This is a genomic window from Pseudomonas gregormendelii (assembly GCF_017114825.1).
GTDB lineage: Bacteria > Pseudomonadota > Gammaproteobacteria > Pseudomonadales > Pseudomonadaceae > Aquipseudomonas > Aquipseudomonas gregormendelii.
Genome location: NZ_JADEVO010000009.1, coordinates 39,812 through 65,084, shown reverse-complemented (window position 1 = coordinate 65,084; position 25,273 = coordinate 39,812). Strand labels below are relative to the sequence as shown.

Annotated in this window: 18 protein-coding genes; 3 read left to right on the top strand and 15 right to left on the bottom strand. The window is 60.0% G+C overall.

Annotation, left to right across the window (positions count from 1 at the left end; genetic code table 11):
- Window positions 1–95: 95 nt before the first annotated feature.
- From IMW75_RS08880 to IMW75_RS08855, 6 genes are read right to left on the bottom strand one after another with little or no spacing between them, the layout of a single operon-like run.
- A complete protein-coding gene (locus IMW75_RS08880) occupies window positions 96–1,838 on the bottom strand; it encodes an ABC transporter substrate-binding protein (protein WP_045062319.1) in 1,743 nt (580 codons plus the stop codon).
- Between the two features lie 48 nt (window positions 1,839–1,886).
- Complete coding sequence (locus tag IMW75_RS08875) at window positions 1,887–2,159, bottom strand: DUF2160 domain-containing protein (RefSeq protein ID WP_045062321.1); 273 nt, start codon at window positions 2,157–2,159, stop codon at window positions 1,887–1,889.
- A gap of 10 nt (window positions 2,160–2,169) precedes the next feature.
- On the bottom strand, window positions 2,170–2,970 hold the full coding sequence (locus IMW75_RS08870) for a carbohydrate ABC transporter permease (RefSeq protein WP_045062323.1): 801 nt from the start codon (window positions 2,968–2,970) through the stop codon (window positions 2,170–2,172).
- A gap of 8 nt (window positions 2,971–2,978) precedes the next feature.
- Window positions 2,979–3,845 (bottom strand): carbohydrate ABC transporter permease, encoded by an 867-nt coding sequence (locus tag IMW75_RS08865; RefSeq protein ID WP_033057091.1) that lies wholly within the window; start codon window positions 3,843–3,845, stop codon window positions 2,979–2,981.
- Window positions 3,842–4,939, bottom strand: a complete 1,098-nt coding sequence (locus tag IMW75_RS08860) for an ABC transporter ATP-binding protein (RefSeq protein ID WP_045062326.1) — start codon at window positions 4,937–4,939, stop codon at window positions 3,842–3,844. Before IMW75_RS08860 ends, IMW75_RS08865 begins: the two co-directional genes overlap by 4 nt.
- A complete protein-coding gene (locus tag IMW75_RS08855; protein ID WP_205892398.1) occupies window positions 4,939–6,033 on the bottom strand; it encodes an ABC transporter ATP-binding protein in 1,095 nt (364 codons plus the stop codon). Before IMW75_RS08855 ends, IMW75_RS08860 begins: the two co-directional genes overlap by 1 nt.
- 370 nt (window positions 6,034–6,403) lie before the next feature.
- Here IMW75_RS08855 and IMW75_RS08850 point away from each other — a divergent pair, with 370 nt between their 5' ends.
- On the top strand, window positions 6,404–8,236 hold the full coding sequence (locus IMW75_RS08850) for a sigma-54-dependent Fis family transcriptional regulator (protein ID WP_205892397.1): 1,833 nt from the start codon (window positions 6,404–6,406) through the stop codon (window positions 8,234–8,236).
- A 99-nt stretch (window positions 8,237–8,335) separates the two neighbouring features.
- Here the strand turns inward: IMW75_RS08850 and IMW75_RS08845 are convergent, their stop codons facing one another.
- From IMW75_RS08845 to IMW75_RS08835, 3 genes are all read right to left on the bottom strand, one after another.
- Window positions 8,336–9,544, bottom strand: coding sequence for an MFS transporter (locus IMW75_RS08845; protein WP_205892396.1), 1,209 nt, complete (start codon window positions 9,542–9,544; stop codon window positions 8,336–8,338).
- A gap of 584 nt (window positions 9,545–10,128) precedes the next feature.
- Window positions 10,129–11,511: a cysteine--tRNA ligase gene (cysS, locus tag IMW75_RS08840; protein WP_205892395.1), complete on the bottom strand. Its 1,383-nt coding sequence runs from the start codon at window positions 11,509–11,511 to the stop codon at window positions 10,129–10,131.
- Between the two features lie 18 nt (window positions 11,512–11,529).
- Window positions 11,530–13,227, bottom strand: coding sequence for a glutamine--tRNA ligase/YqeY domain fusion protein (locus IMW75_RS08835; RefSeq protein ID WP_045062335.1), 1,698 nt, complete (start codon window positions 13,225–13,227; stop codon window positions 11,530–11,532).
- A gap of 281 nt (window positions 13,228–13,508) precedes the next feature.
- Here IMW75_RS08835 and IMW75_RS08830 point away from each other — a divergent pair, with 281 nt between their 5' ends.
- Together IMW75_RS08830 and lpxH are read left to right on the top strand one after the other, a co-directional pair.
- Window positions 13,509–14,012 (top strand): peptidylprolyl isomerase, encoded by a 504-nt coding sequence (locus IMW75_RS08830; RefSeq protein ID WP_045062337.1) that lies wholly within the window; start codon window positions 13,509–13,511, stop codon window positions 14,010–14,012.
- Complete coding sequence (gene lpxH / locus IMW75_RS08825; RefSeq protein ID WP_205892394.1) at window positions 14,009–14,737, top strand: UDP-2,3-diacylglucosamine diphosphatase; 729 nt, start codon at window positions 14,009–14,011, stop codon at window positions 14,735–14,737. Before IMW75_RS08830 ends, lpxH begins: the two co-directional genes overlap by 4 nt.
- 94 nt (window positions 14,738–14,831) lie before the next feature.
- Here lpxH and IMW75_RS08820 read toward each other — a convergent pair whose 3' ends face one another.
- From IMW75_RS08820 to IMW75_RS08795, 6 genes are all read right to left on the bottom strand, one after another.
- Entirely contained in the window at window positions 14,832–16,361 is a 1,530-nt protein-coding gene (locus IMW75_RS08820) for a DHA2 family efflux MFS transporter permease subunit (RefSeq protein ID WP_205892393.1), read from the bottom strand.
- 73 nt (window positions 16,362–16,434) lie between these two features.
- Window positions 16,435–17,640, bottom strand: a complete 1,206-nt coding sequence (locus IMW75_RS08815) for an HlyD/EmrA/EmrK family protein (RefSeq protein ID WP_205892392.1) — start codon at window positions 17,638–17,640, stop codon at window positions 16,435–16,437.
- A 15-nt stretch (window positions 17,641–17,655) separates the two neighbouring features.
- Window positions 17,656–19,119 carry an efflux transporter outer membrane subunit gene (locus IMW75_RS08810; RefSeq protein WP_045059170.1) on the bottom strand — a complete coding sequence of 488 codons (1,464 nt, stop codon included), beginning with the start codon at window positions 19,117–19,119 and terminating at the stop codon, window positions 17,656–17,658.
- Complete coding sequence (locus IMW75_RS08805; protein ID WP_045059169.1) at window positions 19,116–19,589, bottom strand: MarR family winged helix-turn-helix transcriptional regulator; 474 nt, start codon at window positions 19,587–19,589, stop codon at window positions 19,116–19,118. The genes IMW75_RS08810 and IMW75_RS08805 overlap by 4 nt, the downstream gene beginning before the upstream one ends.
- A 282-nt stretch (window positions 19,590–19,871) precedes the next feature.
- On the bottom strand, window positions 19,872–23,546 hold the full coding sequence (locus IMW75_RS08800; protein WP_205892391.1) for a translocation/assembly module TamB domain-containing protein: 3,675 nt from the start codon (window positions 23,544–23,546) through the stop codon (window positions 19,872–19,874).
- Window positions 23,543–25,270 carry an autotransporter assembly complex protein TamA gene (locus tag IMW75_RS08795; RefSeq protein WP_045059167.1) on the bottom strand — a complete coding sequence of 576 codons (1,728 nt, stop codon included), beginning with the start codon at window positions 25,268–25,270 and terminating at the stop codon, window positions 23,543–23,545. Before IMW75_RS08795 ends, IMW75_RS08800 begins: the two co-directional genes overlap by 4 nt.
- Window positions 25,271–25,273 lie beyond the last annotated feature (3 nt).

The window sequence follows — 25,273 nt, the reverse complement described above, 5'->3', positions numbered from 1 at the left end:
CGGCTAACTGTGGGAGTGCCTGCTCGCGATTGCGGTCGTACAGGCACAAATAAAAACGGCACCTTCCAGTGCCGTTCGCCATTCGCAGTCAGCTTTTACTTACGCGCATCCGCCCAGGATTTCAGCAGTTCGTTGTAGTTCACGGTTTCACCTTTTGGCTTCTCGTTCGCCAGTTTCGGCTTCGGCGCACCGGGCTGGTCGAACCAGTATTGCGCATCCCGTTCCGGGTTCATCTTCGGCCCGCACACCGGCTGTGCCTTGGAGCGTTCCAGGCGGGTCATGATCGCATCCTGGTCCTTGGCCAGGCCATCGAGTGCCTGTTGCGGGGTTTTCTCGCCGCTGGCGGCTTCGGCGATGTGGCTCCACCACAGTTGTGCCAGGCGCGGATAGTCCGGCACGTTGGTCCCGGTCGGGGTCCATTGCACACGGGCCGGGCTGCGATAGAACTCCACCAGGCCGCCGAGTTTGGGCGCGAGGTCGGTCATGGCCTGCGAATTGATGTCCGACTCGCGAATAGGCGTCAGGCCGACGATGGTTTTCTTCAGCGAGACGGTTTTCGAAGTCACGAACTGGGCATACAGCCAGGCCGCCAGTTTTTGTTTTTCAGGCGTCGACTTCATGAACGTCCAGGACCCCACGTCCTGATACCCAAGCTTCATGCCCTCTTCCCAATACGGCCCACGTGGCGAAGGTGCCATGCGCCATTTCGGCGTGCCGTCGGCGTTCACCACCGGCAAGCCCGGTTTGGTCATGTCGGCGGTAAAGGCGGTGTACCAGAAGATTTGTTGGGCGATGTTGCCCTGGGACGGCACCGGGCCGGATTCGGAGAACGTCATGCCTGCGGCTTCCGGTGGAGCGTAGGCCTTCATCCAGTCGACGTACTTCTGCGTCGCATAAACCGCTGCCGGGCCATTGGTATCACCGCCACGGGTTACGCTGGAGCCGACCGGATGGCAGTCCTCGACGCGGATGCCCCACTCGTCCACCGGCAAGCCATTGGGGATACCCTTGTCACCGCCACCGGCCATGGAAAACCAGGCATCGGTGAATCGCCAGCCTAGCGACGGGTCTTTCTTGCCGTAGTCCATGTGCCCGTAGATACGCTTGCCGTCGATTTCCTTGACGTCCTCGCTGAAGAACTTGGCAATGTCTTCATAAGCCGACCAGTTCACCGGCACACCCAATTCGTAGCCGTACTTTTCCTTAAACTTGGCCTTCAGGTCCGGACGTTCAAACCAGTCGGCGCGGAACCAGTATAGGTTGGCGAACTGCTGGTCCGGCAGTTGATAGATCTTGCCGTCCGGCGCGGTAGTGAATGAGATGCCGATGAAATCCTTGATGTCCAGCGTCGGCGAGGTGAAGTTCTTGCCTTCGTTGGCCATCAGGTCGGTGATTGATTCAGTCTTGCCGTAGCGGAAATGCGTACCGATCAAATCCGAGTCGTTGACCCAACCGTCATAGATGCTCTTGTCTGACTGCATCACGGTTTGCAGCTTCTCCACCACATCGCCTTCCTGCAGCAGGTCGTGGGTCAGCTTGATCCCGGTGATCTCGGTAAAGGCCTTGGCCAACACCTTGGACTCGTATTCGTGGGTGGTCAGGGTTTCCGAGACCACTTTGATGTTCATCCCGCGAAAGGGCTCGGCAGCCTTGATAAACCACTTCAGCTCTTCGAGCTGCTGCTCTGGCGTCAGCGTGGACGGCTTGAACTCGCTGCCAATCCATTTCTTGGCGGCGTCTTCATAGGCATCGGCCCAGGCCGCAGCGCTCAACCCGCTGAGTGCCAGCATGGCTGCCAATGAAACGCTATGTCGCAGCTTATTGTTTTTGTCGAACATAGAGACCTCCTGTTTGAGTTTTGGAGCAACTTTGCCGAGCGATGTCGACTAGCCCCAGCGCATCACAGCCAACAGCCACACCAGGGACAACGCGGACGCTACCCAGATGCTCCAGTCGGTGGCGCCAATCACCAGCAAATGCAGGTAGGCGCTACCGAGAAGACCGATAAACAGCCGATCGCCACGGGTGGTGGCAATCGGTAAAAAACCCCGGCGAAGGACGCTCGGAGAACGCAGCTCCCACGTCGTCATGCCCACCAGGATCAGGCCAATGACGATGAAAAACACCGCGGTGGGGACAGTCCAGCTCATCCATTCCATCATCAGCTCCTCATACCCGGCCCAGGGCAAAACCCTTGGCCACGTGGTTGCGCACAAACCAGATCACCAGCATGCCGGGCAAGATGGTCAGTACCCCTGCCGCCGCCAGCACACCCCAGTCGATACCGGACGCCGAGACCGTGCGAGTCATCACCGCCGCGATCGGCTTGGCGTTCACCGAAGTGAGGGTGCGCGCCAGCAGCAACTCGACCCAGGAAAACATGAAGCAGAAAAATGCCGTGACACCGATCCCGGAGCCGATCAGCGGGATGAAGATCTTCACGAAGAACTTGGGGAAACTGTAGCCGTCGATGTAGGCCGTTTCGTCGATTTCCTTGGGCACCCCGGACATGAAGCCTTCGAGGATCCACACGGCCAGCGGCACGTTGAACAGGCAGTGCGCCAGGGCCACGGCGATGTGCGTATCGAACAGACCGATCGAGGAGTACAGCTGAAAAAACGGCAACAGGAACACGGCCGGGGGCGCCATGCGGTTGGTCAGCAGCCAGAAGAACAGGTGCTTGTCGCCCAGGAAGCGATAACGCGAGAACGCATAGGCGGCCGGCAACGCCACGCTCAGGGAAATCACCGTGTTCAGGCTCACGTAATACAGCGAGTTGAGGTAGCCGGTGTACCAGGCTGGATCAGTGAAGATGACCTTGTAGTTGGCCAAGGTAAAGTCCTGCGGAAACAGGGTCAGGCCGCTGAGGATTTCGGTGTTGCTCTTGAAGGACATGTTCAGCAGCCAGTAGATCGGCACCAGCAGGAACAGGATGTAGATCAGCAACGGGATCAGCTTTCTTTTGCTCATGGCAGACCTCAGCGGTTGGCGTCAGAGTGAGTCATGGCGGTGTAGAACAGCCAGGACACCAACAGGATGATCAGGAAGTACACCAGCGAGAAAGCCGCAGCCGGGCCAAGGTCGAACTGGCCGATCGCCATCTGGGTCAGGGTCTGGCTGAGGAAGGTGGTGGCGTTGCCCGGGCCGCCGCCGGTCAGCACGAACGGCTCGGTGTAGATCATGAAGCTGTCCATGAAGCGCAGCATTACCGCGATCAGCAGTACGCTTTTCAGCTTGGGCAGCTGGATATGGCGGAACACTGCCCAGGCCGAGGCCCGATCGATCCGTGCCGCCTGGTAGTACACGTCCGGGATCGCCCGCAGGCCGGAAAAGCACAGCAGCGCCACCAGCGAAGTCCAGTGCCAGACGTCCATCACCAGCACCGTGACCCAGGCGTCCATGGTGTTCGCCGCATAGTTGTAGCTGATGCCCATGGCATTGAGGCTCGAACCCAGCAGGCCGATGTCGGCTCTGCCGAAGATCTGCCAGATGGTGCCCACCACGTTCCACGGGATCAACAGCGGTATCGCCAGAATGATCAGCACCAGCGACGACCAGCGGCCCTTGGTCGGCATTGTCAGCGCGATCGCAATGCCCAGGGGGATCTCGATCAGCAGCACACAGCCGGAGTAAATGAACTGGCGCAGCAACGAGTCATGCAGCCGCGGGTCAAGCAGCACCTGCTTGTACCAGTCGGCGCCGACGAAGTACCGACTGGATTGATCGAAGATGTCCTGCACCGAATAGTTGACCACGGTCATCATCGGGATCACTGCGCTGAATGCCACCAGCAGGAACACCGGCAACACCAGCCACCAGGCCTTGTTGTTCTGCACCTTGTTCATGGCTGCGTCTCCAGCAGGTAATCATCGGCATAGACCATCAACCACTGGGCCGGGAAACTGATGTAGGCAGTGCCTTGCGGCACCGGCTTGTCTTCGGCCAGGCGTACTTTCAGCGGGGCGCCATCGAGGTTCAAGGTCATGATCTTGTAGGTACCGAGGTCTTCGACGTGTACGACTTTTGCCTGCATCGCGTCATCGAATGGCTCGTCCCACACATGGACGAACTCCGGACGAATGCCAACCTTCAGGGTCTGCCATTCGGATTCAGCGATACGCTGCTGTTGCGCTTCGGACAACGGCAAGTGGGTCGAAGCAAACCCGACGCCCCCAGGCTGGGGCTGCACGTCGATCAGGTTCATCCCGGGGCTGCCGATGAAATAGCCCACGAAAGTATGGCTCGGCCGTTCGAACAGCTCCCGCGGAGTACCGAACTGCACGATCTGGCCGCCGTACATCACGGCGATCTTGTCGGCAAAGGTCGAGGCCTCCAGCTGATCGTGGGTGACGTAGACCATGGTGATGTTGAACTGCTCGTGGATCTGCTTGAGCTTGCGCCGCAACTTCCACTTCAAGTGCGGATCGATCACGGTCAGCGGCTCATCGAACAGGATCGCGGAGACGTCATCGCGGACCAGCCCGCGGCCCATGGAGACTTTCTGTTTTTCGTCAGCAGTCAGGTTGCGCGCCTTCTTGCCCAGCAGCGCCTGCAGGTCGAGAACCTCGGCAATCTCCTGGACCTTGCTGTGGATTTTCGCTTCGGCCATGCCCTGGTTGCGCAATGGAAAGGCCAGGTTGTCGAACACCGTCATGGTGTCGTAGACCACCGGGAACTGGAACACCTGGGCTATGTTGCGCTTCTCCGGAGTCAGGTCGTTGACGACTTTGCTGTCAAACAGCACCTGGCCCTGGGACGGGCTGAGCAGGCCGGAAATGATGTTGAGCAAGGTCGACTTGCCGCAGCCCGAAGGGCCGAGCAAGGCGTAGGCGCCCCCCTGCTCCCAGATGTGATCCATCTCGCGGATCGCGTAGTCCTCCGGACCGCTCGGCGTGCGCGTATAGCTGTGGGCGAGGTTCTGCAAGCGGATCTCGGCCATCAGGCAACCCTCGCGATACGGCGCCCGGGTGCCTGGACCAAGCGGCCCTGGGCATCGAACACAAACAGTTTGTGGGTCGGGATATAGATGCGAATCGGCGCGTCGACGTCGTATTCGTGAACCCCGGGCAAGTGCAGCACCAGCAGGAAATGTTCGTTGCGCACGTGCAGGAAGGTTTCCGATCCGCTGATTTCCGCCACCTCGACCGTTACTGCCAGCTCCAGGTCATCGTCGTTGCTCGGCACCAGGGAAATATGACTGGGCCGCACGCCAAAGCGGTATTCACCCTCACCGACCGGTCGCAGGTCGACGTTCAGCGGGAAGTGCACGAAATTGGCGAAGCTGACTTCATTGCCGGCAATGCGCCCGGGCATCAGGTTGATCGGCGGCTCGGAGAACAGTTCTGCCGCCAGCACACTCTGCGGCTGGTGATAGACCTCGGACGACTTGCCACTCTGGATCACCCGTCCTTCGTGAAGAATGGTCGTGGTGCCGCCCAACGCCAATGCTTCATTGGGTTCGGTGGTGGCGTAGATCGCGATGGTGTGCCGGGCCTTGAACAGCTCGCGCATTTCCTGGCGCAGCTCTTCGCGCAACTTGTAGTCGAGGTTGACCAACGGTTCGTCGAACAGGATCAGTTCGGCATCCTTGACCAGGGCACGAGCCATGGCAGTGCGCTGTTGCTGGCCACCAGACAGTTCGAGCGGATGGCGCTGGAGGAACTTCTCGATGCGCAGCATCTTCGCCGTTTCCTGAACCTTGCTCTCGATCAGGTCCCTGGACACCCCTGCCTGGCGCAAAGGCGAGGCGATATTCTCGAACACGGTCATGGTCGGGTAGTTGATGAACTGCTGATACACCATCGAGACGTTACGCAGACGCACCGGGCGTTGGGTGACGTCGACGCCGTTCATCAGGATGCGCCCGCTGTCGGGCTTGTCCAGGCCGGCCATCAGGCGCATCAGGCTGGTTTTGCCGGACAGCGTGCGACCGAGCAGAACGTTGAAAGAACCGGCTTCAAAATTCAGGCACGCATCGTCGATCCAGGTCTGGCCTTCGACGGTGCGGCTGACGTGCTCCAGGGTTAACGACATGGCTCGGCCTTTTTATTATTGGAGTCAAGCGACCCAGGCTGTAGAGCGAGTTTCATGCCAGGAAACGCAAGTCGTTGAACCACTGGGAAAAACGCCAAACTGGCGAGCAGCCGGGGTTCAATGCTGAACAGAAATGAACAACCGCCAATGAACAATTGAACAGATGGTCGGTTGACAATGAACAATAGTGAACAACACTCTATGCACCGTTCACGGTCCCTGTAGGAGCTGCCGAAGGCTGCGATCTTTTGATCTTGATTGTGAGTCTTCAAATGAGCTGGAAGATCAAAAGATCGCAGCCTTCGGCAGCTCCTACAGGGATAGCGTTGACCTAAAACAACAATAAAAGTCAGCTCAGAGATCGCCTGCCATGGCCGTACCTGCCTCGCCGCTCTCCCATGACGCCATCATTCAGGACTCCTGGTCCCGTTGCCGCGCGTTTGGTCTGGACCATCAAAGCGCCCCGGCCTTCGATCAGCTGCCGGCCGCTGGCATAGCGCAACTGCTGGAGAGCCAGCATTCACTGGTACAGACCACCCATCAGGAGGTCCTGCCCTACTACGAGAACATCCTCAGTAACTCCAACTGCCTGATCATGCTCGCCGACAATCAGGGCCAGGTGCTGACATCGTGGGGGACCCAGCGATTCATCGAGCCGACACTGACCCGAGGCTTCAGCGCCGGGGCCAGCTGGATGGAGCGCTGCAGCGGAACCAACGCGATCGGCACCGCGCTGGCCTGTGAGCAGGCGGTGCATATCGAACACGATGAACATTTCCTCAAGGCCAACCGCTTCATGACCGGCTCCGCCGCGCCGATTTTCGATGCCGAGCGCAAAGTGATCGCCGTGCTGGATGTGTCAAGCGACAGCTACCTGCCGCCGTCACACACGCTGGGCATGGTCAAGATGATGAGTCAGACCGTGGAGAACCGGCTGATTCTCAACCTGTTCCACGGCCAACACTTCCAACTGACCTTCAACACCGGTTTGAACAACCTCGACAGCCAGTGGGCCGGCTTGCTGATTTTTGATGAGAGCGGCCAGGTGCTGTCGGCCAATCGACGGGCGGACAATCTGCTCGGCATCAGTCTGTCGCGAGTGAGCGTCGAGAGTCTGTTCAAGGTCTCATTGCTGGAACTGTTGAATCAGCCGGATGATCTGCCCTTCGCGCTGCAGACCTCGGGACGCAATCGCTTCCAGTGCCTGTTGAAACGGCCCAAGCAAGTGCCGGTCAAGGCTCGAGTGTTCGTCGAGCAACCAGCAGTACCATCGGCTGGGATCAGTCTCAATACCTTGCACTTTGGTGACAGCCGGGTGGAAAAAGCCGTGCGCCAGGCCGAGCGGTTGCTGGAGAAGGACATTCCGCTGCTCATCCACGGTGAGACCGGTGTGGGCAAGGAAGTTTTCGTCAAGGCTCTGCACCAGGCCAGCTCGCGCAGCAAACAGGCGTTTATCGCGGTGAACTGTGCAGCGATCCCCGCCGAATTGGTGGAGTCTGAACTGTTCGGCTACGAAAAAGGCGCGTTCACTGGCGCCAACCAGAAAGGCAGCATCGGGCTGATTCGCAAGGCCGACAAAGGCACCCTGTTCCTCGATGAAATCGGCGACATGCCGCTGCCGACTCAAGCACGTCTGTTGCGGGTGTTACAGGAGCGTTGCGTGCAACCGGTGGGCAGCAGTGAATTGTTTCCGGTGGATATTCGAATTATTTCGGCGACCAATCGATCCCTGCGCGAACAGGTTCAATTGGGCCGGTTTCGCGAAGATTTGTATTACCGCATCGGCGGGTTGACCCTGGAGTTGCCGCCGTTAAGGGAACGCAGTGACAAGCAGGAGCTGTTCAAACGATTGTGGGAACAGCATCGCGAACCGTCGCAGTGGGCGGGTTTAAGTCGTGAGGTGCTGGAGTTGTTCGCTCGCCACCCGTGGCCGGGGAATTTGCGCCAGGTCAGCAGCGTGATGCAGGTGGCGCTGGCCATGGCCGAGGAGCAACCGGTGCGCCCGGAGCATTTGCCCGATGATTTTTTTGTCGATATGCAGATGGAGCCGGTGGATGGACCGGAGCCGCTGGCAGTGGATCTGGATGATGCCGAGGATTTAAATCGGCAGTTGCAGGCAGTGGGCGGGAATATTTCGCACCTGGCCCGGCGGTTGGGGGTTAGTCGTAATACGCTTTACAAGCGGTTGCGTCAGGCTGAGTGATGAATCAATTCACGATGGGCGTAGCAAACTCATTGCCTTAGCTGAGTTGAATCACCTCTTGCAGTGCTGCGTCCATTTGTCCAGCCTGGACATTGCCAATTATTGAAAGATCGGCTCGGCATACGTCGCTGACGCGGCTTGAAGGGTGCGCAGGCCAAGCAGCACGATGACCACCATTATTAGCCCTGCGGCAATGGCTACACCGAACCCTGCTCGTGCACCATAAGTATCGATGATCAAGCCCGATAGTACTCCACCGAGCGCTACGCCTATGCTGATACCCGTTGTCATCCATGTCAGTCCTTCGGTGATCCTAGACGGCGGAACAATGATAGTACCGAGGTTCTTGACGACGACCATAGTTGGCGCAAATGACACACCTGCCACAAACAGCATCCCCGAAAGGATGTAGACGTCCGGTGAGAAAATGGGCAACACGGCTGTGACTGCTGTTATCAGAACTCCGATAAAGAACTGCTTTTCAATCGGTAAGGAAATCCTTATCGCGCCGAACGTCAGGCCCGCAATCATTGAACCGAGCGCATAGGCTGCCAGGGTGAAACTGGCGGACGCTGGCCAGCCTTGAGCGTTGGCGAAGGCAACAACCGCAACGTCGATTGATCCGCCAATCACACCCATGGCCAAGAGCGCCAGCACGATGGTACGAACGCCGGGGATAAGCAGGATCGAGCTAGCGTTCCTTTTAACGCCAACGACCACCTTCGGTTCTGTCTGCCGTTGCATAAGAAAAGCCGTCACGCCGACAACCAGCAACAAGACGGCTACAAGCGGCCCGGCTTCGGCGAAAAAGCTGACGCTCAAACCAATGGCGAGTGGTGGGCCGATGATAAAGGCGAGTTCAGTTAGAACCGTGTCCAAAGAGAAGGCCGTGTGTAATTGCGGCTTGCCGCGGAAAAGTTGCGTCCAGCGTGCTCTTATCATCGCGGGCATGCTCGGCATCGTGCCCGCCAATCCCGCAAGAATAAAAAGCAGTGGGGCCGGAGCCCTCAGAGAGACAGCAATGATTAGCGCCAGCAACATGCCAATGCTGAAGGCCGTCACAAACGGCAGAACCCGACTCTGGCCCCGTTGATCAACGAGTTTTGATACGTGCGGGCCGATAAGCGCATTCGCCAAGGTAAAAGTACCGGCGACCGAGCCCGCCAGCCAATAAAGACCCGTCTGCTGCACCAACATGGTAATGACGCCGATGCCGATCATTGCCTGGGGCAGACGGGCAATGGAACTCGCGATCACTAACCCCATGACGCCCGGGGTGGTGAGAAGTTCGCGATAAGGATTAGCCATGATTTGTCCTTTCTGAATTTAACACTGAATAAGTAGCCCACAGTATTTGACGCAACTAATGGGAAGGTATCGGTGACCGGATGTTATTATTCAGCTGAGCACTTGGCCCGCAAAGATAAGCGCCGTTGACCCCGGACCGCGCGCAACCTGCTCTTCGAAGAAATTGTGGATGCACACATGATCGGGATACTCAGAAGTAATCAGGTCTTGCACATTAACCTCCCAGAAGCGAAAACGGCATTTCTAAAGTTGATTGCACCTGAATCGCGGACAAGTGCTAGCTCAAGAAATATCATCCATTGGATCACACACTTCTCTTACTTAACCACGCCTGTCTTTACTAAAAAACCAAAAAGGAAACTTCCTACTCGCTCTTCGGAAAAACCTCACAAAAAAACTAACGAACTTATTGCCAGTTCGAAACACCGAAACGACACACAAAGTCAACCACTCAAGACTAACCGCTGCACACGTTGAACAACGCCAACACTTCTTACCACTAAAATGCGTTTACCCCTCGACCACACGCACCCAAAAAACAAAAACCCGCACAAGGCGGGTTTTGTTTTCAACGACGATCGCTATCAGTCAGCCAAACGCCAGGTAGTCCCGCCCTTGCCATCTTCCAGCACCACGCCCATGGCGGTGAGCTGGTCGCGGATGCGGTCCGATTCGGCCCAGTCTTTACCAGCCCGAGCGGCCAGACGCGCAGCAATCAGCGCATCGACTTCAGCCGCATCAACCCGCCCTTCAGCGCCAGCCTGCAGGAAGTCATCGGCCTCAAGCTGCAACACACCCAGCACACTGGCCAGTTCCTTCAGGCGCGCCGCCAGACCCGCCGCCGCGTCGATATCTGTATCCCGCAAGCGGTTAATCTCGCGGACCATCTCGAACAGCACCGCACAGGCTTCCGGTGTACCGAAGTCGTCGTTCATCACCTGGGTGAAACGCTCGACAAAGGCTTCGCCGCCGGCCGGAGCAACACTCGGCAGGCCTTTCAAGGCGTGATAGAAACGCTCGAGTGCGCCCTTGGCGTCCTTGAGGTTGTCTTCGGAGTAGTTGATCGCGCTGCGATAGTGGCTCGATACCAGCAGGTAACGCACCACTTCCGGGTGGTACTTTTCCAGCACGTCGCGAATGGTGAAGAAGTTGTTCAAGGACTTGGACATCTTCTCGCCATTGATGCGAATCATGCCGCAATGCATCCACGCGTTAGCGTAGGTCTTGCCGGTGGCCGCTTCGCTCTGGGCGATTTCGTTTTCATGGTGCGGGAACTCGAGGTCACTGCCGCCGCCATGGATATCGAAGGTCTCACCCAGGCAGCAGGTGGACATCACCGAGCACTCGATGTGCCAGCCCGGACGACCGTCGCCCCAAGGCGATTGCCAGCTTGGCTCGCCCGGCTTGGTGGCCTTCCACAGTACGAAGTCCAGCGGGTCCTGTTTCGACTCGTCGACTTCGATACGGGCGCCGATGCGCAGGTCTTCGATCTTCTTGCGCGACAGCTTGCCGTAACCCATGAACTTGGCCACGCGGTAGTACACGTCGCCATTGCCCGGTGCGTAAGCGTAACCCTTGTCGATCAGGGTCTGGATCATGCTCAGCATGCCCGGAATGTGATCCGTGGCACGCGGCTCCATGTCCGGCTTGAGGATGTTGAGGCGCGCCTCGTCCTCGTGCATGGCGGTGATCATGCGCTCGGTCAACGCGTCGAACGGCTCGCCGTTCTCCCGCGCCCGGTTGATGATCTTGTCTTCGATATCGGTGATGTTGCGCACGTAGGTCAGGTTGTAACCGCTGAACCGCAACCAGCGGGTCACCAGGTCGAACGCGACCATGCTGCGGCCGTGGCCAATGTGGCAGTAGTCATACACGGTCATCCCGCAGACGTACATGCGCACATTGTTGCCATCCAGCGGCTTGAAGACTTCTTTGCTCTTGGTGAGCGTGTTGTAGATCGATAGCACTTTAGTTGTTTCCTTGAATCACTGGCCCCACGAATCACGCAAGGTCACGGTGCGGTTGAATACCGGATGACCTGGTTTCGAGTCCTTGATATCCGCGCAGAAGTAACCTTCGCGCTCGAACTGGAAACGGTCTTCCGGCTGTGCGTTGCCCAGCGAAGGCTCGGCACGACAACCGGTGAGAACTTGCAGCGATTGAGGGTTGATGTTGTCCAGGAAACTGGCGCTGTCTTCGGCCTTCTCAGGATTCGGCGAGCGGAACAGGCGATCGTACAGGCGCACTTCGCACTCGACGCTGGCCGCGGCCGGCACCCAGTGCACCACGCCTTTGACCTTGCGGCCTTCAGGGTTCTTGCCCAGGGTTTCGGGGTCGTAGGAGCAACGCAGTTCGACGATGTTGCCGTCGGCGTCCTTGATCGCTTCGTCGGCACGAATGACGTAGCTGCCGCGCAGGCGTACTTCGCCGTTGGGTTCCAGGCGCTTGTAGCCTTTTGGCGGCTCTTCCATGAAGTCTTCACGGTCGATGTAGATTTCCCGAGCGAATGGCAGGACGCGCACGCCCATGTCTTCCTTCGGGTGGCACGGCAGTTCGAGGTTCTCGACCTGGCCTTCCGGGTAGTTGGTGATGACCACTTTTAATGGACGCAGGACGCACATGGCGCGCGGTGCGCTGTGGTCGAGGTCATCACGAATGCTGAATTCCAGCATGCCGAAGTCGACCACGCCATCGGAACGGTTGGTACCGACCATGTCGCAGAAGTTGCGGATCGATTTGGGCGTGTAGCCACGGCGGCGAAAGCCCGACAGCGTGGACATGCGCGGGTCGTCCCAGCCATGCACGTGCTTCTCGTCCACCAGTTGCTTGAGCTTGCGCTTGCTGGTGATCGTGTAGTTCAGGTTCAGGCGGCTGAACTCGTACTGGCGCGGGTGGGCCGGTACCGGCAGGTGCTCGAGGAACCACTCGTACAGCGGACGGTGGCTTTCGAATTCCAGGGTGCAGATCGAGTGAGTGATGCCTTCGATGGCGTCCGACTGACCGTGGGTGAAGTCGTAGTTGGGGTAGATGCACCACTTGTCACCGGTCTGGTGGTGGTGGGCGTGACGGATGCGATACATGATCGGGTCGCGCAGGTTCATGTTCGGCGAGGCCATGTCGATCTTGGCCCGCAGTACCCGCGCGCCGTCCTGGAACTCACCGGCTTTCATGCGCGCGAACCAGTCGAGGTTCTCTTCCACGGAGCGATCACGAAACGGGCTGTTCTTGCCCGGCTCGGTCAGGGTGCCGCGGTATTCCTTGGCCTGCTCGGGGCTCAAGTCATCGACGTAGGCCTTGCCGGCCTTGATCAGCTCGACTGCCCAGTCGTGCAACTGGTCGAAGTATTGCGAGGCGTAGCGCACTTCGCCGGACCATTCAAAGCCCAGCCACTTGATGTCGCTTTCGATCGCGTCGATGTATTCCTGGTCTTCCTTGGCCGGGTTGGTGTCGTCGAAGCGCAGGTGCGTGACGCCGCCGAATTCCTGGGCCAGGCCGAAGTTCACACAGATCGACTTGGCGTGACCGATGTGCAGGTAGCCGTTGGGCTCGGGCGGGAAACGGGTGACGATCTGCGTGTGCTTACCCGAGTCCAGGTCCGCCTGGATGATCGGGCGCAGGAAATTGGCCGGCACGGCTGGGCCGGTCTTGGAATTCGAGGTAGGTTCGACAGTGGGCTTGCTCATAGGATCCTTGAACGTACAAGTGCGCGGCCGCAGACGGGGCCTGACAAATCAAAGCCGCTATCATAGCCGATGCCGTCAAGCTGCTGACAGAGCAGGCCCGAAAACGGCTGCATTTAATCTCCTGCAAATGAAAAACAGCCTCGAAATTCGCGTCTGTCGCGCTAAACTGCGTTTCTTGGCCCAATACAGGCTGAACCGGTTGCAGGCGCCAATGCCCAAAACCACGAATTCATTGAAAACGCTTTATCTCATGAAGCTTTAATTCATCAAGAGTACCGATCATGACCCAAGTCAAACTGACCACCAACCATGGCGACATCGTCCTGGAACTGAACGCTGAAAAGGCACCGCTGACCGTTGCCAACTTCATCGAATACGTCAAGGCCGGCCACTACGAAAACACCGTGTTCCACCGCGTCATTGGTAACTTCATGATCCAGGGCGGCGGTTTCGAGCCAGGCATGAAAGAAAAGAAAGACAAGCGCCCAAGCATCCAGAACGAAGCCGACAACGGCCTGCCAAACGTCAAGTACAGCGTAGCCATGGCCCGCACCATGGAGCCGCATTCGGCTTCCGCGCAGTTCTTCATCAACGTGGCCGACAACAGCTTCCTCAACCACAGCGCCAAGACCACCCAGGGCTGGGGCTACGCCGTGTTCGCCAAAGTGGTGGCCGGTGAAGAAGTAGTCGACAAGATCAAAGGTGTTTCCACCACCATGAAGTCCGGCCACCAGGACGTTCCCGCAGAAGACGTGATCATCGAGAAAGCCGAGATCATTGAGTGATACTGCTGATTTCAGACTTGCATCTGGAAGAGGAGCGCCCGGACATTACCCGGGCGTTTCTGGATTTGCTCACCGGGCGCGCCCGCTCGGCGAGTGCGTTGTACATCCTCGGCGACTTTTTCGAAGCGTGGATTGGCGACGATGCCATGACCGCCTTCCAGCGTTCCATCTGCCAGGCCCTGCGCGATCTCAGCGACAGCGGCACGGCCATTTTTCTGATGCACGGTAATCGCGACTTCATGCTCGGCCAGGCCTTCTGCAAACAGGCCGGCTGCACGCTGTTGAAAGACCCGAGCATCGTGCAACTCGCAGGCGAACCGGTGCTATTGATGCACGGTGACAGCCTGTGCACCCGCGACGAAGCCTATATGAAGCTGCGTCGCTACCTGCGCAATCCCGTCACCCTGTTCATCCTGCGCCACCTGCCCTTGGGCACGCGGCACAAGCTGGCGCGCAAACTGCGCAGCGAAAGCCGGGCCCAGACCCGAATGAAGGCCAATGACATTGTCGATGTGACCCCCGAGGAAGTGCCGCGGGTGATGCAGCAATACGGGGTGAAAACCCTGATCCACGGCCACACTCACCGCCCAGCCATTCACAAATTGCAGATTGGCGAGCAGGCGGCCAGGCGCATTGTGCTGGGGGACTGGGATCGCCAGGGGTGGGCGTTGCAGGTGGATGAGAACGGGTTTGCGTTGTCCCCGTTTGATTTTACAGCCTCTTAAGGTCAAAAGATCGCAGCCTGCGGCAGCTCCTCCAGGGTCATGTGTACACCTGTAGGAGCTGCCGCAGGCTGCGATCCTTTTACAGCCACAACCATTAATGCCCTGCCGACGCAGGCCCGGCCTTGGCGGCAAATGGCGGTTTGGCCAGCCACACGATCAGTATCAACCCCATGAATCCCCACCCCAGCAGCGTGAAGTAGTCCACGGTGGAGAGCATGTACGCCTGGCTGGTCAGCACATGATCGAGTTGCGCATAGGCCGGGTTGCCAGGGCCGCCCAGGGCATTGAGCGCGTCACGGGTGGCGGGATCGTAGGTGCTGATGCTTTCACTCATGTAGGCGTGGTGTTGATCCGCCCGGCGAATCCAGATCCAGGTGGTCAGCGATGCCGCAAAGCTGCCGCCCAGGGTGCGCAGGAAAGTCGCCAGCCCGGCGCCATCGGCGATCTGGCTCGGTGGCAGGTCCGACATCAGGATGCTCAGCGTTGGCATGAAGAACAGTGCCACGCCAATGCCCATGAATAACTGCACTAGCGCGATGTGCTGGAAGTCCACTTCGTTGGTGAAACCGGCGCGCATGAAGCAGCTCAGGCCAATCGCCAGGAATGCCAGGCCGGCCAGCAGGCGCAGGTCGAATTTGTGCGCGTACTTACCGACAAACGGCGACAGGATCACCGGCAGGATCCCGATCGGCGCCACCGCCAGCCCGGCCCAGGTCGCGGTGTAGCCCATCTGGGTTTGCAGCCACTGCGGCAGGATCAGGTTGATCCCGAAGAACCCGGCATACCCCAGCACCAGCACTATTGTGCCGATACGGAAGTTGCGGTGGGCAAACAGGCGCAGGTTGACCACCGGATGCTGGTCGGTCATCTCCCAGATGATGAACACCGCCAGGGCAATCACCGAAATGGCCGCGCCGATGATGATGAAGTTGGATTCGAACCAGTCCAGGTCATTACCTTTGTCGAGGATCACCTGCAAGGCGCCGACCCCGATGATCAGGGTGATCAGGCCGACGTAATCCATCGGCTGGCGACTGGTTTCCACCGGGCGCGCCTTCAGTTGCTGACGCACGACCATCACCGCGAAGATACCGATCGGTACGTTGATGAAGAAGATCCACGGCCAGCTGTAGCTGTCGGTAATCCAGCCGCCGAGGATCGGGCCTGCAATCGGCGCCACCACCGTGACCATCGCCAGCAACGCCAGGGCCATGCCGCGCCTTGCAGGTGGATAGACCGCAATCAGTAACGTCTGCGTCATCGGGTACAAAGGCCCTGCTAACAGGCCCTGGATCACCCGAAACAGGATCAGCTCCGGCATCGAGGTGGAAATGCCGCACAGGAACGAGGCAATCACGAACAGGATGGTCGCCCAGAGAAACAGCTTCACCTCACCGAAGCGCCGGCTGAGCCAGCCAGTCAGCGGCAGGGCGATCGCATTGCTCACGGCAAACGAGGTGATGACCCAGGTGCCCTGCTCCGAACTGACCCCCAGGTTGCCGGAGATCGTCGGCAGCGCCACGTTGGCAATGGTGGTATCGAGCACCTGCATGAAAGTCGCCAGCGACAGGCCGATGGTGCTGAGCAGCAGGCTGGGAGGCGTGAAAGACGCGTTATTGCTCATCGCAAATCCTTTGGAGCTTCAGACCCTGTGGGCGCGGGCAAGCCCGCTGCCACAGGGTTTGTGTGGTTGCGAATCAGCGTTGCGCGGTCTTGCTCGCCGCGGCGCTGTTGTCGTGAATCAGTTGGGCGATCATTGCATCGGCTTCGGCCAACTGACGGTCGTAGACGTTGGTGCTGAACGAGGCCTTTTGCGGCGGCTGTTGCGCCAGCACCGGACCGCTCTGGTCATGCAGGTTCACATCGACCTGGGTCGACAGCCCGACGCGCAATGGATGCCTGGCCAGCTCTTCGGCGTTGATATGAATCCGCACCGGCACCCGCTGGACGATCTTGATCCAGTTACCGGTAGCGTTCTGCGCCGGCAGCAGGGCGAACGCGCTACCGGTTCCGGCGCCAAGGCTGTCGATGGTGCCGCTGTACTTCACGTCACTGCCATAGAGGTCGGCTTCGATGTCCACCGGCTGCCCGATGCGCATGTCGCGCAGCTGGGTTTCCTTGAAGTTGGCGTCGATCCACAGTTGATCCAGGGGAATCACCGCCATCAGCGCGGTGCCCGGTTGAACCCGCTGGCCCAACTGCACCGTGCGCTTGGCGACATAACCGGTGACCGGAGCGATCAAGGTGCTGCGGGCGTTGGTCAGGTAGGCCTGGCGTAGTTGCGCGGCGGCGGACATCACGTCCGGGTGCGACGAAACCACAGTGTCATCCACCAGCGCGCTGGTGGTTTTGAGTTGCTGGCGGGCATTGGCCAGGGCGTTTTGCGCCGAGGTCAGGTCATCGCGGGCGTGGGACAGTTCTTCCTGGGAGATCGCCCCGCCGGCTGCCAGGTTCTTGCGTCGATTGAAGTTGTCCTGGGCCTTCTGCACTTCCGCCTGCTGGGCGTTGACCTGGGCTTTCATGCCGTCGACATTGCTGTACAAGCCGCGAACCTGACGCACGGTGCGGGCCAGGTTGGCCTGGGCACTTTGCAGCCCGACTTCGGCGTCATTCGGGTCGAAATTGATCAGCACCTGACCTTCATGCACCAGGTCGCCATCGTCGGCACCGATGCTGACCACGGTGCCGGTAACCAGCGGAGTGATCTCCACCACGTTGCCGTTCACATAGGCATCGTCGGTGCTCTCGTTCCAGCGCCCGTAGAGCTCGTGATAGGCCCAGACGCCAGCACCGGCGAGGATCACGACAATGGCCAGAAGCACCAGCATGATCTTGCGCTTGCGCGGATTGCCGGTGTCCTGAGGAGCATCGGCGGCTTTTTGAGTGTTTTCGGCAGTGGCCATGACGGTTACCTTGAATTAGTTGTGCTGCGTGGCTGAAGTGGCGGCCGCCAGGGTGTCACCCTGGAAGCCTCCGCCCAGCGCCTGCATCAGTTGGATCGACAGGTCGATCTGCTCGGCATTCAGGTTGGCCAGCTGACGCTGGGCCTGGAGCAATTGCTGCTCGATGCTGAGCACGTCCAGGTAGTTACCGATGCCGGAACCGTAGCGCTGGACCACGGTGTCGTAGGATTGCCGGGCGATCTCGGTGGCGTGCTGCTGCGCGCCGATCTGTCGGCCGATATCTCGCAGCTGATTGATCGAGTCGCTGACATCGCCGAGTGCCTTGACCAGGCTTTTGTTGTACTGCGCCACCGCGAGGTCATAGTCGGCGTCGCGGGAATCGAGGTCGGCACGCAGGCGGCCGCCGTCGAAAATCGGCAGGGAAATCGTCGGCCCGACGTTGAAGAAACGACTGGCCGAACCGAACATTGCATCCCCCAGCAACGATTCGAAGCCAGCGGCAGCACTCAGGTTGAGGTTGGGGTAGAAGCGGGTCTTGCCGGCGGCAATGTTCTTGCTCGCGGCTTCGACCCGCCAGCGCGCGGCGATCAGGTCCGGCCGGCGACCGAGCAGTTCGGCCGGCAGCACCGATGGCAGTGCCACGGCGCTGGCCTGGAGGACTTTGGGCCGGGGGATTTCATTGCCGCGATCCGGGCCCTTGCCGAGCAGCACCGCCAGGGCGATCTTCGCGCTGTTCAGGCGTTTTTCAGCATCGATCAGGCTGGCCTGCGAGCTGGCTTCCAGGCTTTCGGTCTGCTGGAACTGATACTGGCTGTCGATACCCGAACTCAGGCGGCGCTTGCTCAGGTCGAGCATCTGCCGGGTACGCTTGAGGTCTTCGCTGGCCAGGTCATGGATGATGTGGGCCTGGCCCAGATCGCTGTAGGCCCGGGCGACGTCGGCGGCCAGGGTCAACTGCGCGGCCTGTTGGTCGACTTCGGCGGCACGGGCCTCGCCCAGTGCAGCTTCCCAGGCGTCCCGCTGCCCACCCCAAAGGTCGAAGTTGTAATTGAAACTGGCACCGAGGTTACGCAGGGTGGAATACGCCCCGCCCTGCCCCTGCGGGTCCTGATCCCGAGCCAGGCGGGACCGACTGACCCCGGCACTGGCATCGAGCGTCGGCATGCGCTCGGCATCGGCGGCGTAGGCTGCGGCGCTGGCCTGATGCGCGCGAGCCTCGGCAATCTGCATGTCGGGGCTGTCTTGCAGGGCTTCGCGGATCAGCCCGTCAAGTTGCGGGTCGCCGAGGCTCGTCCACCAGGCGCTTTTCGGCCAGGCGGCAGGCGACAAGGTGACGCCGGTCAGCGACTGCCCGGCCTTGAGACTTTTTGCATCCAGACTGACGCCTTCGGTTTTCAAGCCACTGTAATTGGCACAACCCGCCAGGGTCATGGCCACCAGCACCAGGCTCAAGCGGGTGCGCGAGAGTTTACTGCTCATTTATCACCTACCCGCAGCAAGGTGATGGAGTCACCCGCCGCGACTAAAATTTTCTTCAGGATCTGTTCCAGGGTCGCCAGCTCTTGCTCAGTGATCGCGCCAGCCAGTTCGTTCATGGCTGCCGCGCCGATGTCTGGCAGGCGGTCAGCCAGCTGCTGGCCTTGTGCAGTGAGTACCAGCTGCACTTGACGACGGTCGGCTTCGGAGCGCTGGCGGGCGAGGAAACCTTTGTGCTCCAGGCGATCGAGCATTCGGGTCATCGAACCACTGTCGAGGGACAGGTGCCGGCAAAGCTCGGCCGGGGTGTCGACGCCGAACTGGGCCATGATGATCAACACTTTGAACTGCGCGGCGGTGATGCCGTGAGGTTCCATGTGGGTGTCGATGATCCGGTCCTTGAGCAGCGCAGCTCGCCCGAGCAGGAGCCCGAGGTGGCAGTTCTTGAAGTCGTCCGGGGTGAAGTGTTTCATCTGGCCACCGATTAGCTGCCTAGGCAGAGAATGTATGACAAGATGTTACTGCCTAGGCAGCGAATGTCAACGTAATAGTTAGGATGCTTTGTATTTGAGTGATAAATGGAGGAGGCATTGGTGGCCGTACCGACGCCTTCGCGGGCAAGCCCGCTCCCACAGGTTCCGTGTTACACCTGTGGGATTGGTGACTCTTGAAGTGAGATCCCTGCAGGACATCCGATCCCTGTGGGAGCGGGCTTGCCCGAGAAGGCAGCGACTCGGTTTTAGAGGGAACGCGGCTTAGAAATCGCGCTTGTAGAAGATATCCAGTGAACTCGCCACGCCACCCGCCGCTTCCAGGTAAACCTTCTTGCTCAGCTTGTAACGCAACGCAATGGTATTGGCCGGCTCGAACACCCCAACCCCATACCGCAGGCTGAGTTTTTCCGAGATATTGCCGCTGGCGACCACGGCGGTCTGGTCGCCACTGCCCTGGGTGTCGAGCTGGAAGTCCTGAATGCCCAGGTTCTTGGCCAACCCGCTGGTCACCCCGGCACTGCCCATCAAACCCAGGCCCAGTGCCGCCTGGGCAAGCATGTTGTTATCGCCGCCATCCGTACTCAGCGGCCGCCCCAGCACCAGGTAGGACAGGGCCTGCTCCTGGCTCAATGCTGGTTCGGAGAAGATCTGCGTGGTGGGCTGTTCGGCGCTGCCACTCAGGCGAATGCCGGCGATAACGTCATCGGTCTGGCGGATGGCCTCGATGTCCAGGAACGGCTGATCCAACGGCCCGGCAAACAACAAACGGGCCCGGCGCACGGTCAGGCGCTGGCCGTAGGCGCGGTAACGACCGTCGTTGAGCCAGAGCTCGCCGCGGGTGTCCATGTTGTCGCCGATGTGCACGTGGCCCTGTAGGTTGGCCGTCAGGCCAAAACCGGCGAAGCTGAGTTTGTCGGCGCCCACCTCCACATCAATGTCCATTTTCATCGCCAGTGGCGGCTTGCCTTGCTCGGTCTGCTGACCCACGATGACCGTGTCATCGGAGACCTTGACCGTCGATGGCGGCAACTCGCGCACGGTGATTTCCCCTCTGGGCACCAGCACTTTGCCGGCGACCGCCAGCTCATCGCCTTTCATCGAGATTTTCAGGTCCGGGGCCACCTCAAGCTTTGCATAGGGTTCGACGGACACCGGAAGCTGCGAGCCCTTGAGTGCCAGGTCCACCACCAGTGCCTGGCCCCAGGCGATGTTGCCATTGAGCGTGCCCTGCCCGGTCTTGCCGCTTTTCCAGCCGCCGTTCAACTGCACGGTTTCCCCGGCGATCACTGCCTGCAGCTGCAGGGCTTGCAGTTCGATCGGCAATTGCGGTCCGGACACTTCGCCATCGCTCAACAGCAGATTGCCGTTAACCAAAGGCGCCATCAGGGTGCCGCCGATCGTGCCGCTGCCATTCAGGCGCCCGGTGATTTTTTCGACCATCGGCACAAACGGCCGGGCCACGGACAAGTCCAGGCCATTGAGGCGGAACGTGCCACTCATGGGTTTGTTTGCCGGCAGCGGGTTGATCTGGGCCTGAACCCGCAGCTCCCCCAGCTTGCCGCCGACGAAGTTCAGGTCGGTGTCGATGCGCTTGGGGGTCATTTTGCTGGTGAGCAGCAAGGCCTGGTACGGGAAGTCCAGCCACTGATCCTTGTCGCGCACTCGCAGCGTGCCGCCACTGGCATCGATGCTGATCTGGCCATTCGGACCGCTGGCCGGCAGATCCAGCTGCAGGTCGGCGTTAAGCGCGCCTTTCCAGGCGAAGTCCTTGGGCAACCACTGCGCCAGGCTCTCGATCGGGAATTGTTTCAGGTGATAGCGCAGCTTGGGCTCGGGCATCAGGCGCTGGTCTTCACCGCACAGGCTGGCCGGGCCGGACCGCCAGCAATGGGCGCCGAAGTTGATTTTACCGTCGGCCAGGCGTTCAAGCTTCGCCGGGCCCTGCAACCTCCAGGCCTGGCCGCCGGCCTGGATATCACCAGTGGCCAGGCGTCCGCGCCAGTTGCCTTGGTCCAGCGCGCCGTCCAGACCGAGGGCGAGCTTGAGCTGCGGCCCTTGCAGGGCAAGGCTGAGTTTCTGCTTCTTGATGTCACCCTGACCGCTGGCAGTGAGCGTGCCCAGCGCGGTATCACCGGCCCGGATGCCGCTGCCCTTGAGATCGATTTTCGCCCGCTGCGCACTGTCCAAGGTCGCGTCCAGGTTCAGGCTTTGCAAACGATTGTCCTGGAAAGCCAGCTGAGTGCCTTGCAGGCCGAGTTTGCCTTGTGGCGCCTTGAGTGTACCGGCGACGTCCATCCGGCCATTGAGCTGGCCGCGCAGTTGTGGCCACAGCTGCGCCAGACGCGGCATCTTGATATCGATCTGGCCGGCGAGTTTCTGCTGCAGGCTGCCCTTGCCATTGATGCTGTTGTCGCCCAGGCGAATCTGCAAGGCACTGAGGTTCCATTGCTCGCCGGCGCCATCGGCCTTGGCCTGGATGACCGCAGGTTGACCACGCAGCTTGCCCTTGAGGTCGAGGTCGGCGTTGAGGCTGAGCTTGTCATTTTTCATCTCGCCAGTACTGCGTAGCGGGCCGGCCAACGTGCCCGGCAGCTCCGCGACCCAGTACGCCGGATCGATTGCCGACAGATCCAGCGCGGTATCCCAGGCGATGCCATCGGCAAATTGCAGGTTCAAGTGGCCCTGGGCCTTGCCCTGCCCTGCTTCCAGCTGGATTTGCTGCAGGTAGATTTTAGTCAGGTCGCCTGCGAACGAGCTCTGCAGGCTGAAGGCACCGGCCGGGCCATCCAGCGCAGCCTTGAAGTGCCCCAGGTATTTGCCGTCGGTGTAGGAGACTTCGCCGTTGAAGCTGCGCAATGCCACTTGTGGCTCATCGATCAGCGGATAGACGCGGTGCCAGGGGAAGTCCAGCCAGTCGATCTTGGCATCGGCGCTCAGGCCTTTGCTCCAGTCCAGCTGGCCGGTGAGTTTGAGGTACTGTTTGTCGTTTGCGCTCAGGTCCAGACCGGCAATCTGCGCGCCCTGAGCGTCGACCTTGCCTTGCAGCGCCAGGGCGACCGGGCCTTGTTCCGCCGGCAGCGTAGCCGTGCCGAGGAGCTGGTAGCCGTTTTTCAGGTCACCGGCGCCCGAGAGTTCAAGCTGATTGAGTTGCAGGGTATCCGGAAGATCGGCGCTGGCCTTGAAGCCGTCCGCCGTAATGCGCACCTTGGCCGGCAGGTTCTCCACCAGCGGCTGCAGTTCACCCGTCAACTGCCCGTTCAGATAGCCGCTGCTGTCGGCCTTGAGGTTGAGGGTTTTGAGCAGGTCTCCATCGATTTTCAGGGCCAGGGCCCAAGGACCGGTGCCAGGCGCGGGCAACGTCAGGTGGCCTTCAGCGGTCAGTGGCCAGTTGCCGCTGGGTTGCAGCAGGCCGGACAGATTCAGGCTTAGTTCGTCGCGCTGCAGCTTGACCGAGTCAATCTTCAAGCCCTGGGCGGTCCAGTGTGCGGCCAGTTGCAAGCCCCTGAGCTCTTCGCTGCCGTTGAACAGCAGGCTCCCGACCTTGACATCACCCAGCTCGATGGCCAGCGGCAGGTCCAGGTCAGGCAGGCTGATTGGCCCGCTGCTGTCTTGGTCGGTGCCCGGTGGAAACTGCAGGCTGACCTGCTCGGCCTGCAACTGCTCGATGCACAGGGTCCGGCGGGCCAGGCAACCGGGTGACCAGGCGAAGATCGCCTTGTTCAACTCAACCCGGCTGCTGTCCTGCTGCCATACCAGATGATCGGCGCTCCATTGACCGCCCAGGCGACCCTGGAAATTGTCCACACTCAAGCCCGGCACGAAACCCAGCGCCCAGCGACTGCCCGCCGCCGTCCCAAGCACGGTGGAGACAGCCAGAATAGTCAGCAGCAACAGGCCGAGGATGGCCAGCAGCGTTATCTTCAAACCACGATTCACAACTCGGGCCCCATGGAAAAGTGCAGTCGAACGCCACCCTCGTCATCCAGCGCGTGGGCCAGGTCAAGGCGGATCGGCCCCACTGGCGAGATCCAGCGCACGCCGATACCCACGCCGGTCTTGAGGTTCGGCAATTCGAGCTTATTAAAGGAGTTGCCCTGATCCACAAAGGTCGCCACCCGCCATTTTTCGGCGACCGAGTATTGGTACTCGGCACTGGCGGTGACCATGTACCGGCCACCAATCCGGTCGCCCTCGGAGTTTTCCGGGGACAGGCTCTGATAGTCGTAACCACGTACGCTCTGATCACCACCGGCGAAGAACCGCAGCGACGGTGGTATCGATTTGTAGCCGTTGGTGGCGCTACCGCCAACCTGGACCCGGCCAAGGAAGCGGTGTTTGTCGAATACCGTGGTCAGGCCTTTGACCAGCGCCGTGCCGTACAGCAGGTTGTTGTCCGAGCCCAATCCCTCCTTGGCCACCTTGGTCTCGAATTGCAGGCGATAGCCGTTGTGCGGGTCGATGCGGTTGTCGCTTTTCAAATAGGAATAACTGACCCCGGGCATCAACAGGGTACTGAGACCCGAGTCGTCGCCGAGTCGATATTCCTCGCGCTGCCACTTCAGCGACACCACGCGCTGCCAACCGCTGGGCAGCTTGCTGTGCCACTCGGGACCTATGGTCAGCAGCTTGCTGAGTGAGTCCTTGTCGGCGATTTCTTCGCTCTGGTAGCCGCCAGCGAAACGCAGCTTGTCCGTCAGGGGCGGGTCCAGGGGGATGTCGTAGAAAATCCCGACGTTCTGCCGGGGTGCCGATATTTCGGTTTCCCAGCCGTAGCTGTGGCCCTGGGGATTGACCCAGTGACGCGTCCAGTTGGCCTTGACCCGCGGGCCGACGTCGGTCGAATAACCCAGGCCCAGCCCCATGGTGCGCGGCTTGCGGGTGTCGAGCTTGACGTCGACCGGGATCACATTGTTTGTCGAAGCGGTGGGGGCTGCATCGACCCGCACACTTTCAAAATAGCCACTGGACTGCATCGCCTGATTGAGTTCGGCGATCAGCTCGGAGTCGTACGGAGCGCCTTCCTTGAAGGGCACCATGCGCCTGAGCAAATCTTCGTCGAATGGCGTGTCGCCCTCGAAATTGACCTTGCCCAGGGAGTAACGCGGGCCGCTCTGGTAGACCAGATCGATATCGGCTACGCCCGCCCTCGGGTCGACCGACAGAGTCTGGCGGGAAAAATGCCCACTGAAAAAACCGAAACGCGACGCCTGGTTCTGGATCAGGCGCTTGGCGTCTTCGTAATTGCCATGGTTGAGCACTGCGCCGGTTTTCAGCGCAGCACTTTTGGGAACACGAAAGGATCTCAGCGACGCCGCCGGTCCTTCGACTCGAATAGTGACATTGCGCAGGTGAATCGGCTCACCGGGATCGACGTTGAGAATCAGCCGTGGACTCTTGCCGCCCTTCACGTCCGTCTCGATCTGCGGCTGGTAATAACCCAGGGCCTGGGCAGCCTTGCGCGCCTGCTCCTCGGCACCGCGGCTGAAGCGCAACAAGGCTTCTTCGTCACGATCGCCGAGGCTGCCGATATAGCCCTCTATATTGGCCTTGAGTTCATCGTTGGACGGTTTGACCCGCACATCCAATTCACTTTGCGCCAGCGCTGTGCAGCTGGTTATCAGCATCAGCACGCTACTGGTAATTCTTCCTGGAAACTTCATAGG

Bases quoted from the DNA above. Each gene is read 5' to 3' on its own strand.
- IMW75_RS08880 (WP_045062319.1), bottom strand. From the start codon at position 1,838: ATGTTCGACAAAAACAATAAGCTGCGACATAGCGTTTCATTGGCAGCC.
- IMW75_RS08875 (WP_045062321.1), bottom strand. From the start codon at position 2,159: ATGGAATGGATGAGCTGGACTGTCCCCACCGCGGTGTTTTTCATCGTC.
- IMW75_RS08870 (WP_045062323.1), bottom strand. From the start codon at position 2,970: ATGAGCAAAAGAAAGCTGATCCCGTTGCTGATCTACATCCTGTTCCTG.
- IMW75_RS08865 (WP_033057091.1), bottom strand. From the start codon at position 3,845: ATGAACAAGGTGCAGAACAACAAGGCCTGGTGGCTGGTGTTGCCGGTG.
- IMW75_RS08860 (WP_045062326.1), bottom strand. From the start codon at position 4,939: ATGGCCGAGATCCGCTTGCAGAACCTCGCCCACAGCTATACGCGCACG.
- IMW75_RS08855 (WP_205892398.1), bottom strand. From the start codon at position 6,033: ATGTCGTTAACCCTGGAGCACGTCAGCCGCACCGTCGAAGGCCAGACC.
- IMW75_RS08850 (WP_205892397.1), top strand. From the start codon at position 6,404: ATGGCCGTACCTGCCTCGCCGCTCTCCCATGACGCCATCATTCAGGAC.
- IMW75_RS08845 (WP_205892396.1), bottom strand. From the start codon at position 9,544: ATGGCTAATCCTTATCGCGAACTTCTCACCACCCCGGGCGTCATGGGG.
- IMW75_RS08835 (WP_045062335.1), bottom strand. From the start codon at position 13,227: ATGAGCAAGCCCACTGTCGAACCTACCTCGAATTCCAAGACCGGCCCA.
- IMW75_RS08830 (WP_045062337.1), top strand. From the start codon at position 13,509: ATGACCCAAGTCAAACTGACCACCAACCATGGCGACATCGTCCTGGAA.
- IMW75_RS08820 (WP_205892393.1), bottom strand. From the start codon at position 16,361: ATGAGCAATAACGCGTCTTTCACGCCTCCCAGCCTGCTGCTCAGCACC.
- IMW75_RS08815 (WP_205892392.1), bottom strand. From the start codon at position 17,640: ATGGCCACTGCCGAAAACACTCAAAAAGCCGCCGATGCTCCTCAGGAC.
- IMW75_RS08810 (WP_045059170.1), bottom strand. From the start codon at position 19,119: ATGAGCAGTAAACTCTCGCGCACCCGCTTGAGCCTGGTGCTGGTGGCC.
- IMW75_RS08805 (WP_045059169.1), bottom strand. From the start codon at position 19,589: ATGAAACACTTCACCCCGGACGACTTCAAGAACTGCCACCTCGGGCTC.
- IMW75_RS08795 (WP_045059167.1), bottom strand. From the start codon at position 25,270: ATGAAGTTTCCAGGAAGAATTACCAGTAGCGTGCTGATGCTGATAACC.